The organism is Pseudoalteromonas atlantica (assembly GCA_007988745.1).
Classification (GTDB): Bacteria; Pseudomonadota; Gammaproteobacteria; order Enterobacterales; family Alteromonadaceae; genus Pseudoalteromonas; species Pseudoalteromonas atlantica.
Genome location: BJUT01000084.1, coordinates 1 through 10,575 on the forward strand (window position 1 = coordinate 1; position 10,575 = coordinate 10,575).

The 10,575-nt window shown below is 38.2% G+C and carries 12 protein-coding genes and 1 pseudogene; 9 read left to right on the forward strand and 4 right to left on the reverse strand.

Translation table 11 applies throughout. The features are described 5' to 3' along the window. Nucleotides 1-74 precede the first annotated feature (74 nt). Both PAT01_RS19235 and PAT01_RS19240 read right to left on the reverse strand, forming a co-directional pair. Nucleotides 75-1,472 carry a heavy metal sensor histidine kinase gene (locus PAT01_RS19235; RefSeq protein ID WP_154946014.1) on the reverse strand — a complete coding sequence of 466 codons (1,398 nt, stop codon included), beginning with the start codon at nucleotides 1,470-1,472 and terminating at the stop codon, nucleotides 75-77. Further along, on the reverse strand, nucleotides 1,462-2,148 hold the full coding sequence (locus PAT01_RS19240; RefSeq protein ID WP_004588805.1) for a heavy metal response regulator transcription factor: 687 nt from the start codon (nucleotides 2,146-2,148) through the stop codon (nucleotides 1,462-1,464). Before PAT01_RS19240 ends, PAT01_RS19235 begins: the two co-directional genes overlap by 11 nt. A 166-nt stretch (nucleotides 2,149-2,314) precedes the next feature. On the opposite strand from PAT01_RS19240, the gene PAT01_RS19245 reads away from it, so the two are divergent. From PAT01_RS19245 to PAT01_RS19280, 8 genes are all read left to right on the forward strand, one after another. Further along, the gene (locus PAT01_RS19245) at nucleotides 2,315-4,138 is read left to right on the forward strand and encodes a copper resistance system multicopper oxidase (protein WP_069439209.1); all 1,824 of its coding nucleotides are present in this window, start codon (nucleotides 2,315-2,317) and stop codon (nucleotides 4,136-4,138) included. After that, nucleotides 4,135-4,998, forward strand: a complete 864-nt coding sequence (locus PAT01_RS19250; RefSeq protein ID WP_055011431.1) for a copper resistance protein B — start codon at nucleotides 4,135-4,137, stop codon at nucleotides 4,996-4,998. Before PAT01_RS19245 ends, PAT01_RS19250 begins: the two co-directional genes overlap by 4 nt. A 22-nt stretch (nucleotides 4,999-5,020) precedes the next feature. Further along, complete coding sequence (locus tag PAT01_RS19255; RefSeq protein WP_004588802.1) at nucleotides 5,021-5,428, forward strand: copper resistance CopC family protein; 408 nt, start codon at nucleotides 5,021-5,023, stop codon at nucleotides 5,426-5,428. Nucleotides 5,429-5,439: 11 nt separating this feature from the next. Then, nucleotides 5,440-6,348 (forward strand): copper resistance D family protein, encoded by a 909-nt coding sequence (locus PAT01_RS19260; RefSeq protein WP_064387014.1) that lies wholly within the window; start codon nucleotides 5,440-5,442, stop codon nucleotides 6,346-6,348. Between the two features lie 22 nt (nucleotides 6,349-6,370). Then, on the forward strand, nucleotides 6,371-6,859 hold the full coding sequence (locus tag PAT01_RS19265) for a YybH family protein (protein ID WP_008109928.1): 489 nt from the start codon (nucleotides 6,371-6,373) through the stop codon (nucleotides 6,857-6,859). Nucleotides 6,860-6,869: 10 nt separating this feature from the next. Next, entirely contained in the window at nucleotides 6,870-7,388 is a 519-nt protein-coding gene (locus PAT01_RS19270) for a DUF411 domain-containing protein (protein ID WP_126009121.1), read from the forward strand. A 140-nt stretch (nucleotides 7,389-7,528) separates the two neighbouring features. Next, nucleotides 7,529-8,038 (forward strand): DUF305 domain-containing protein, encoded by a 510-nt coding sequence (locus PAT01_RS19275; RefSeq protein WP_064387011.1) that lies wholly within the window; start codon nucleotides 7,529-7,531, stop codon nucleotides 8,036-8,038. Nucleotides 8,039-8,071: 33 nt separating this feature from the next. Then, entirely contained in the window at nucleotides 8,072-8,803 is a 732-nt protein-coding gene (locus PAT01_RS19280; RefSeq protein WP_055018909.1) for a MauE/DoxX family redox-associated membrane protein, read from the forward strand. A gap of 344 nt (nucleotides 8,804-9,147) precedes the next feature. On the opposite strand, the gene PAT01_RS19285 is transcribed toward PAT01_RS19280, so the two are convergent. Both PAT01_RS19285 and PAT01_RS19290 read right to left on the reverse strand, forming a co-directional pair. Then, a complete protein-coding gene (locus tag PAT01_RS19285; protein ID WP_154946015.1) occupies nucleotides 9,148-9,606 on the reverse strand; it encodes a hypothetical protein in 459 nt (152 codons plus the stop codon). A 109-nt stretch (nucleotides 9,607-9,715) separates the two neighbouring features. Then, complete coding sequence (locus PAT01_RS19290) at nucleotides 9,716-10,144, reverse strand: hypothetical protein (protein ID WP_154946016.1); 429 nt, start codon at nucleotides 10,142-10,144, stop codon at nucleotides 9,716-9,718. A 252-nt stretch (nucleotides 10,145-10,396) separates the two neighbouring features. On the opposite strand from PAT01_RS19290, the pseudogene PAT01_RS20295 reads away from it, so the two are divergent. Continuing rightward, nucleotides 10,397-10,510: pseudogene (locus tag PAT01_RS20295) on the forward strand (integron integrase); the annotation flags it as partial. Between the last annotated feature and the right edge of the window lie 65 nt (nucleotides 10,511-10,575).

Consider the following 10,575-nt stretch of genomic DNA (forward strand, 5'->3'; position numbering starts at 1 on the left):
TTTATAAACCGGTGTTTAATGAAAGCTGGGAAGTCTAGAGGTACAAGCAAACATTGGGTTATTAAATTTAATAATTAGCTTTTAGCTAAATTTAGAAAAACTTTAAAGCTGGTAGTTTGATTATTTGAACTGACCTCTATATTTCCACCGTTTGCTTGCACTAGAGCTTTAACTATTGCAAGCCCTAAACCAGCTCCATCGCTGTGTCGTTGGCGCGATTTATCGGGTCGATAAAAGCGGTCAAATAAATAAGGTAAATGCTCAGAAGGTATTCTCTCCCCAGTATTAATCACTGAAATACATATTTTTTCAGCGGTAAATATTTCACTATTTACTGTGATTGATGAGCCTTTTGGGGCATACCTTATTGCATTGGATAGGAGGTTTGATAATAATTGGCGAAAGTGTAATTTGTCACAATAAAAACAAAGGTTTTGACCTTTTTTCTTAAATGTAATCAATGAGTCTTCAGCCAAAGCATCAAAGTACTCAAATAATGCTTCAATTTCATCATGGCTTTTTAGAGTATTTTGAACGGGTTTAACCAGTCCATTCTGAGTTTTTGCAAGCCAAAGCATATCACTAACCATCTTAGTTAGTCGTTCCAGCTCTTCTAGATTAGAAAACAATAATTCTTGATACTCTAACAACTGTCTTTTTTTAGATAAACCAACCTGTGTTTGAGTGATTATATTTGTTAGTGGAGTACGTAACTCATGCGCAATATCACTAGAGAAATTTGATAAACGAATAAATTCACCTTGGAGCCTGTCGAGCATCGAGTTAAACGACTGCACCATATTAACAAGCTCAATAGGCACTTTATTTTCATCAAGCCTTACATCCATCTTATTAGTTTGGATGTCATGCATTTTCTGACTCAAACCTCGTAAAGGGTTCAATCCTTGATGTATAGCAAACCAAGCCACCAATAAAATGAGTACCGCAGAGCCAAACATAATAGCCCAAAGACTTTGTTGAAATTGATTGAGAAAGTGTAAATGAAAGCTCATGTCTATCGCTGTAGTAATTTTGTATTGCTGTTGCCCAGTACTTAAATTACTCACCAGAGCTCGGTAGGTGTGGGTATCATTTTGCCATGAGGTAATGTTGTTACGGTTAAAGCCAGCTGAAGCATTAGCACTCATTACAAAATCACTAAAATCTCGTTCAGAACTTTGAAAAATGAGCTCTCCTTTTGCGGTATTTACCTGATAGTAAACACCGTGATGACCCGCTACAGCGTTAGATAATTCATTTTTAAGTTTCAGGTTTGATTTATACTGTTGTCTTAAAACTAATTCAATAGATTGATTAATAACATGCAGTTCACTACTATCTTGCTGGAAAAAATGATGTTTTATCGAACTATTTATTAAGGTGGCAACTAAAGTTAAGCACGCAATAACGGTTACAGCGACAAACAACACAACACGCATCGTAAGTGATAAAGGCCGTGACTTAATAGCCATCAGTTTCAACCTCTAATTTATAGCCCATACCACGAACCGTATGAATTAATTTAACAGTAAAGTCATCATCAACTTTTGCTCTTAGCCTACGAATGGCAACATCAATCACATTGGTGTCGCTATCAAAATTCATATCCCATACTTGAGAAGCAATTAACGAACGTGGCAGTACTTCACCTTCGCGCCGTAACAATAGTTCAAGTAAGCTAAACTCTTTATTACTCAATAAAATACGCTTGCCTGCACGTTGTATTTTTCGCTTTGGAATATCCATTTCTAAATCAGCAACTATCAGTATATCGTCAACTGTTTGTACTACACCACGGCGAATAAGAGTGCGTACTCTTGCTAAAACTTCAGCAAAAGCAAAAGGCTTTATTAAATAGTCATCAGCACCAAGTTCGAGCCCCTTTACTCTATCGTCTATACTATCGCGAGCAGATAAAAATAGTACTGGGGTTTTGTTATCTGCTTCACGTAGCGACTGTAAAATTTTCCAACCGGATACGTCAGGTAACATGACATCAAGTATTATTACATCAAATAAGTCGGTCATTGCTAGGTGATGACCGTCAAGTCCATTGCGCGCCAAAGAAACCTGAAAACCAGCTTCACTTAGTCCCTGTTTTAAATAATCTCCTGTCTTTGATTCATCTTCAACAACTAATAAGCGCATACAATTCCTTCATTAAAGTCCTAACAACTACCTCTGCAAATATTATGCAGTATCTGTCACTACAGCAACATGACACCAACATTACAACTTTGTAATGTTCGCGTCATGTTTAAGACAGGTCTATTTTCTATACTCAATACATATTCTGGTATGAAGGAGTAAGGAAATGGGGTTTAAAAAGTCATCACAACAGGTTAGCACACCACGAAGACGATTTGTTCAAGGCTTAATTGCAGGAGGTGTACTTGCTGCTTTTCCGAGTGTATTACATGCTGCATCATCTTTAGTAGCAGGAACAATAACAGGCACTGTGCCCGAACTTAGCGGCAAAGTAATTGATCTGGTTATAGATGAATCGCCGGTTAACTTTACTGGCGTAGTACGTATGGCGACAACTATCAATGGCTCTATACCCGCCCCTACCTTGCGCCTCAAAGAAGGCGATGACGTTACTATTAGAGTAACAAATAAGTTATCAGTACCGAGTTCAATTCATTGGCATGGCATTATTTTACCGTATCAAATGGATGGCGTACCTGGTATCAGTTTTAAAGGCATTATGCCTGGCGAAACCTTTGTTTATAAATTTAAATTACAACAAAGCGGTACATATTGGTATCACTCACATAGTGGCTTTCAAGAAATGACTGGCATGTACGGTGTATTAATTATTGAACCGCGAGAAAAAGATATTATTAGTGCAGATAACGAGCATGTTATTCAATTATCTGATTGGACTGATGATGACCCAATGGCGCTGTTCCGCAAATTAAAAATACAGAGTGATGTATTTAACTTCAATCAGCCCACTGTTCCAGAATTTTTTGATGACGTTTCAAATAGCGGTGTTTCGAATGCTTTGCAACGCCGCAAAATGTGGAATCAAATGAGAATGAATCCTACAGATTTAGCTGACTTATCTGCATCAGCAATGACCTTTTTAATGAACGGTAGTACGCCAATGTCAAATTGGCGAGGAATGTTTAAAGTTGGAGAAAAAGTAAGACTTAGGTTTATTAATGGCTCAAGCAATACTTTTTTTGACGTTCGTATTCCCGAACTAAAACTAACAGTTGTACAAGCTGATGGGCAAAACGTTGAACCAGTGACAGTTGATGAATTTAGATTCGGCCCTGGTGAGACCTACGACGTAATTGTTGAGCCTAAAAATGATGCCTATACGATTTTTGCTCAAAGTATGGATCGCTCTGGTTACGCAAAAGGAACTTTATCAAGCTCGCCTAATATTGATGCGCCAGTACCTGCACTTGACCCTGTTGAATGGTTAACGATGACCGATATGATGGGCAATATGACCCACGGCGGTGAGCATTCTGCAATGGCAGGTATGGCTGGCATGTCAGGTATGAACTCTAAAGAAATGGATCATAGCGCTATGGAGCACGGTGCAATGGCGATGGATCATAGCAAACATGGTATGTCTGAAAACCCATTGGCAGTTGCCAGCCCTAAAGTGCGTCATGCCAAAACGGAGTATGGAGCTTCAGTTGATATGCGCGTTGATATGCCTAGAACAAATCTTGATGATCCTGGTATTGGTTTACGTAAAAATGGTCGCCGTGTTTTAACACTTGCAGATTTACACTCACTTGAAGGGATCACTAACCAGCAAGAGCCAGAAGCTGAAATTGAGTTGCATTTAACCGGAAATATGGAACGTTATAGCTGGTCATTTGATGGCTTAGAATTTGGTAAAAGCACGCCAGTGCATATGAAGCATAACCAACGTTTAAGAGTTATTTTACAAAACGATACCATGATGACGCACCCTATGCATCTGCATGGTATGTGGAGTGATTTAGAAAACGAGCAAGGTGATGTGCAAGTGCGACGTCATACAATACCTGTTCAACCCGCACAAAGAATCAGCTTTTTAACCACCCCTCACGATGTAGGGCGCTGGGCTTGGCATTGCCATTTATTATTCCATATGGATGCCGGCATGTTTAGAGAGGTAGTCGTATCATGAAACAATTAAAACTATCTAAATCATTTAGTTTATTAATGTTAACTGGGGCTTCATTAATTAGTTTCCCTTTATTAGCGCAAAGTGAAATGGCACAAATGAATAGCGCTAAGATGCAACCACAAGGAGGAAGTGCACCTAAAGATGCAAGAGACCCCCATGCTTACTCTGCGGGAACAACTTTAACAGAAGGCCCATATGCGCTTGAGGGCAATGAGCGATTAACACTCGCTGATGAGCATCCATTTTACGCATTACTAGGCGATCGTCTTGAATATAACGAGCAAGCAAACGCAGGTGTATTTGACTTACAAGCATGGTACGGCACTACCTTTGATCGATTGGTAATTAAAACCGAGGGTGATTTCAGCGAAGGAAGTATTGAAGAAAACCAAACCGATATTTTATGGGGTCATGCCGTATCAGCATATTGGGATACTCAAGCAGGTGTTCGTCTTGATTACAATAAAGAAGGTGAAAATCGGCAATGGTTGGCTTTTGGCTTACAAGGTTTAGCCCCTTATTGGTTTGAACTTGATATGACAGCATACGTAGGTGAGCGAGGCAATACCGCATTTACGTTAGAGGCAGAGTACGAACTACTACTCACGCAAAAGCTAATTATACAACCGCGAGCCGAAATTACACTTTATGGCAAAAACGATAAACAAAACGAGCTTGGAAGTGGCCTATCAAGCAGCGCGATTGGCTTTAGGGTTCGTTATGAATTTACACGCCAGTTTGCGCCCTATATTGGCGTTGAATGGAGCAATAAATTTGGCAATACCGCCGACTATGCCACATCAAGTGGACAAAGTAGCAACAACACCGCATTTGTTGCGGGTATTAAATTTTGGTTTTAATCATTTTAAATAAGAGGTAATTATGAAGTTTTTTAACTCTGCAGTAGCCATTTTAGGTTTAGTGCTTACATTTTCCGCATCAGCGCATATATCACTCAAGCAATCAATACCTGCACAAGAAGCCATGTTAATGCAAGGACCAGAGGAACTTTCGTTAATTTTTAGTGGTGAAGTAAGGCTAGCAAAAGTCATCATCAAAGATGAAAAAAATAAAACAATAAACTTTGATTTCAAACCCAGCGCCACCCCAAGCACAGACTTTAATTGGTCATTACCGAGCCTAGCCCAAGGCACTTACACGGTTAAATGGACAGCACTGGGTGGTGATGGACATAAAATGACTGGCACGTTTAGATTTATGGTACATAAAAATGAATCGCATAAGATGATGCAAGAACAATCTAATACCCACAGCAAACATAATCATTAAGTAGCAACATCATGCAATTAAGTGAATGGTCAGTGCTCTTACTATTATTAAAACTAGCAAGCTATATAGCAATTGTAGGGCTTGCGGGCACTTTATTAATGCGCTTTATGTGTGGCAACAGCAATGTTGCAGAGCATCACTTAATTAGCTTTCATCAGTTCTTAAAACGTTGGCAAATTACGTGTGTAGTTACAGGTAGTATTGCTGCACTTTTACAAGTACCTATAGAAGCTGGAGCAATGGCTGAATCAGGCTTTATGGGAATGTTTGACCCCTTTATGCTTGAAATTGTTTGGCAATCAGTCATAGGTGACCAAGCAAGGTTTAGAATACCAGCGCTTATTATTGCTCTAATTAGCGCATGTATGTGGAATGTGGAATCAGATGATAACGTAGCAGGTTATAAAAACGGTGCCGTTATACTCATCATGCTTGGGTTTATCGCTTATAGCTTCACTTTTACTGGGCACAGTGCAAACGAAAATGGGTTAGTGAAAAGTATTTTAACCTTTCACCTTATTGCCATAGCGAGCTGGTTAGGGTCATTGTGGCCGCTTTACAAAAGCTGCACTTTACTACCTACCAGTGAAGTAAAGCGGTTAATGCATTACTTTGGTCAACTCGCTATTGTTATTGTATTTGTACTACTTATTTCGGGCTTAACTCTGCTCCTGCGGTACCTAGAGTCATTTTCTGCATTGTTTACATCAGATTATGGGCAACTAATTTTATTAAAGCTGTTACTCGTCAGCGCGATGCTGTTCCTAGGTGCATGGCATAAGCTTTTTTTAGTCCCGCAAATCACTCAACAACACCATATAAGTATATTAAAACGCTCGATTACTGTTGAAATAGTAATTGCCCTGTTTGTACTTATTACAACAAGTGTATTTACCACACTTGTTGGTCCGCCTATTTAACGATTAATAAAAAGGGAAACGTATGTTAATTAAATCCTTTAATTTAAAAATTTTATTGCTACTAATTTTTAGCACTGTTAGTTCTTTTACTGTTAGTGCACATGACGATGAAAAATATTCAAAAAAAGGCAAGGCCTTTGTCAATGTTGATAGCGAGGCTGCAAAAACAGTCAGCCTATTTCATGCATCTCTAAAACAAGGCAATCGCGAAGCTGCACGTAAATTACTGGCCGACGATGTCATCATTTTTGAAGGCGGAAGTGTTGAGCGTTCTGCAGATGAATACGCGAAACATCATATGATAGCGGATATGAAATTCTTAAGTGCTGTTAATAGTGAACTACTAGAGCATCAAGTTTACACAAATGGAGACATAGCTTACTCAATTTCAAGAAGTAAAACTCAAGGAAAGTACAAAGGAAAAGATATTAAGTCTATGGGAATGGAATCAATCACATTAAAAAACACCGATACAGGTTGGAAAATCACTCATATTCATTGGTCAAATTAAGAAGTTAACAATGCGAGTAATCTACATTACCTCAGCGTTATTTTTATCATTAACTATGTCATTTTCGGCGATAAGTATCGAAAAACAACATAAAGCATTAATAACTTATGAGAATTCAGAAAAACCTAAAATTGAGCTTACCGTTTATAAAAGTAAAAATTGTGGATGTTGTAATAAGTGGATTGCTCATTTGAGCGAAAACAATATTCAAACAAAAGCAATTAACGTCAATGACATGGGGACGATTAAATCTCAGTATCAAATAAAACCAAATATGCGGTCATGCCATACAGCCGTTTCAGCCGATGGATTTGTATTTGAAGGTCATGTTCCCGCCAAACATATAAAACAGTTTTTAGCTGAACAACATCCTGAAAAGACGATAGGGCTCTCTGTTCCCTCTATGCCTGCTGGTACGCCAGGTATGGAAATAGGCGATCGCTTTTATAAATATAATATTGAAATGCTTACGCACGATTTACAGCAGAATACTTATAAGCATATTAGCAAATACGCTGAGCAGTTTTAACACTTATGGCACAACTCTTGATGTAATATTAAACATTGATTCAATGATTAAATATATAGTGGGTTTACGCCTAATAACCTGTAAGAATTACCCATTGGTATAAATGATATACAAAGTAAATGATAGAAAGGAGCCATCTAATGTCGCAGTATTTAAAGTTTTTCTTAATGATAGCCACATCAACATTAGTCATGTTTGTACTGATGTATTTGAATACTTATCAGCTAAGTCATGTTTTTTTTAGTGAAACTCGTACTTATATGGCGCTTTATATGGGAGCCACGATGGCAGTGATAATGCTACTTTTCATGCTCAATATGTATAAAGATAAAAAGAAAAATATAACAGTACTCATTGCTAGTGTTACCGTATTTGCGGGAAGTTTATTTTTAGTTCGATCACAAGCGACTGTTGATGATAGCTCATGGATGTCGGCGATGATCCCACATCATTCAATTGCAATACTCACCAGTGAAAGGGCAAAAATCAAAGATAAGCGAGTCCAAGAGCTTGCAACAAATATTATTGAGGCACAGCGTCGTGAGATTAAAGAAATGCAGTGGTTACTAAAGGATATAGAGAAAAATGGCCTAGCAGAAACTCAGGAGCAAGCACAATCTAGGACAGTACCGGATTTTAATGCTAAGTAAAATTTTATACCAATACATAAAAGGGAGCTAAACATGAGTAAATCAGCCCAACTTTTTAGAATGGCCACAGATGAGCATATTTGCCCGTTTGGTTTAAAATCAAAAGACCTACTAGAGCGAGAGGGATATACAGTTGATGATCAGCTATTAACTTCTCGAGAGCAAACAGATGAATTTAAAAAACAACACAGTGTAGAAACTACACCTCAAACATTTATTGATAATAAACGTATAGGTGGCTATGACGACTTACGCGATTACTTTGATAAGCCAAAAGCTGGGCAAGAAGGTACAACTTACACGCCCGTGATTGCGATTTTTTCGGTTAGTTTTTTGCTTAGTGTGGCATTTAGTTTTGCAGCGAATAATAGCTTATTATCAATGCAAACCGCTGAACTATTTGTAGCCCTAACAATGGCAGTGTTAGCAATACAAAAGCTTCAAGACTTATTTAGCTTTACTAATTCATTTATAACCTATGACTTAGTCGCTATGAAAGTAGTCAGGTACGCCTATGTTTACCCATTTTTAGAAGCATTTGTTGGCATTGGAATGATAGCCGGATTACCAGCCTATATTATTGCCCCTATTTCATTGTTCATAGGTGGGGTTGGTGCTGTTTCAGTGATAAAAGCAGTCTATATAGATAAACGAGAGTTAAAATGTGCGTGTGTAGGCGGTGACAGTAACGTACCACTAGGGTTTATCTCCCTAACAGAAAACCTGTTTATGATCGCTGCCGGTATTTGGATGTTTATTAAGTAAACAACAGCTTTAATTTAAAAACATAATGGTGTACTAGTCAAGTTGTACCAGCTCATATCTGATCTTACAGTTTAAGTGAATACGTTTAGACTTCATCAGGCAGACTGCTATGAGCGAGAAGCAGACGGTTGAACAAACTCATTTTTGGACATTTATGAGTTAGAATCGACAGTGGGTTTTGTGCTTTGCCTAGACATAGGTAACGCCAAAGCCCAAGTGGAGAGTATTGGGTTGACGTGACTTTTTTGATATGTGCGTGTGATCACTTGATATGATGCCAGATTACAGACCTTCCGCATGGAGCTTCTCTAGAAGCTACTTGATACTTACGCTTAATTTCAAAGTTATAATTCCACCGGCCAACTTCGAAGCTGTATTTTTTTTTGCTCAACCAAGGTAGGTAATCGGTTTATGACGCCTTCTTTCACAAGTTGAATACAAAACCCTTCATTAGCCTCGCCTGCCTCGACTATTCGCTCTACTTTTGCGAGATCAGCAATCATATCTGCACAATCTTCTTTACTCGCACCCTTAAAATATTTGAGTTCAATTACGATGGTTTTACCTGCATCAAAAATATGAAGGTCAACACGGCTTTTTCTATTTTTTGTTGTTCTTCCTCGCTGAACATATGATTGATAGTCATTTTTCAACGTGTGCTCGAAACGAATAATTGCATCGGGTAATTCTTTGTATAGTTCGCCAAATAATACCGATTGAAAATCTACCTCCCGCTCAACAGGATATCCGCCCTTAATTCTTAATAAGGATCGATCTAAAGCGTTTATTATTTCATTTTTCATGCAAAAAACCTTAGATTACTGCTACAGATGGAAGCACTTACGCTCAACTCACAGGAGCTGCTTTGCAGCTTCCTGTGTCGTTGCTTGTTAGGTTTTTGTATTGTACACATTAATTACTTTTCCTAAGTGCCTTTACATCTTCAATGGATAGATTAGTTTTATCAGCAATTGTTTCATCATCAAGAATATCCAATAAATTTTTAGCCACTTCATTTCGACCTTTTTCGATACCTTGTTGATGTGTTTCATTTACAGTTTTCTTGCTAAATACGCCAAACATCAAAGAGATTATAACTAGTAGTACATAAGCTACAACAATCACTAAAACGCCTTCGGCAGTGAAGCTAAATATAGCTGCAAGAAGAGCCCCACCAACTAGTAATACACCAAAAAATCTAGCCCAATTAACTGTTCTTAGCCTTTCAATGACTTCACCTATTAGCCCGAAAATTATGATAATTCCGATTATGATTAACGCTATTTCCATATTTTTATAGCCTAACATTTTAGTATCGAGCGATTGGGTCGCTTTTTCCACAATCTGTCTCGTTTTTGTCCTAAGTCCATTGATAGCAAATTTATGAAGTACTTACCAGCATTGAAGTTAGGCTACATTGATCTAAACGTGTACACGACAAAAACGACAGAGTGGGTTGTTTTCCTGACTATAAAAGAAATACAAAAGCACTGTAATATAAATACATTTATTTGTTGGGACTAACTCAATGAGAGCTCGTTCACCTTTTTTAAACCACATCACCGAGTTTATGCTGACGAAGCAATATTTGCTCAAACCGCGCAAGCTCAACTTGATGATTCCGAGGTGAAGATAACGCAAATATACACTCATGCTTTACCGCAAGGCGCAAACGGTGTTGTTAGCCCTTTATGCAAAGCTTACTAGCTTGTTTTGGGGCAGAAACGAGCTACGATTGAAGGTCCGCTGGCACAGAGCCGAACTTCGTCAAA

Bases quoted from the DNA above. Each gene is read 5' to 3' on its own strand.
- PAT01_RS19235 (WP_154946014.1), bottom strand. From the start codon at position 1,472: ATGGCTATTAAGTCACGGCCTTTATCACTTACGATGCGTGTTGTGTTG.
- PAT01_RS19240 (WP_004588805.1), bottom strand. From the start codon at position 2,148: ATGCGCTTATTAGTTGTTGAAGATGAATCAAAGACAGGAGATTATTTA.
- PAT01_RS19245 (WP_069439209.1), top strand. From the start codon at position 2,315: ATGGGGTTTAAAAAGTCATCACAACAGGTTAGCACACCACGAAGACGA.
- PAT01_RS19250 (WP_055011431.1), top strand. From the start codon at position 4,135: ATGAAACAATTAAAACTATCTAAATCATTTAGTTTATTAATGTTAACT.
- PAT01_RS19255 (WP_004588802.1), top strand. From the start codon at position 5,021: ATGAAGTTTTTTAACTCTGCAGTAGCCATTTTAGGTTTAGTGCTTACA.
- PAT01_RS19260 (WP_064387014.1), top strand. From the start codon at position 5,440: ATGCAATTAAGTGAATGGTCAGTGCTCTTACTATTATTAAAACTAGCA.
- PAT01_RS19265 (WP_008109928.1), top strand. From the start codon at position 6,371: ATGTTAATTAAATCCTTTAATTTAAAAATTTTATTGCTACTAATTTTT.
- PAT01_RS19270 (WP_126009121.1), top strand. From the start codon at position 6,870: ATGCGAGTAATCTACATTACCTCAGCGTTATTTTTATCATTAACTATG.
- PAT01_RS19275 (WP_064387011.1), top strand. From the start codon at position 7,529: ATGTCGCAGTATTTAAAGTTTTTCTTAATGATAGCCACATCAACATTA.
- PAT01_RS19280 (WP_055018909.1), top strand. From the start codon at position 8,072: ATGAGTAAATCAGCCCAACTTTTTAGAATGGCCACAGATGAGCATATT.
- PAT01_RS19285 (WP_154946015.1), bottom strand. From the start codon at position 9,606: ATGAAAAATGAAATAATAAACGCTTTAGATCGATCCTTATTAAGAATT.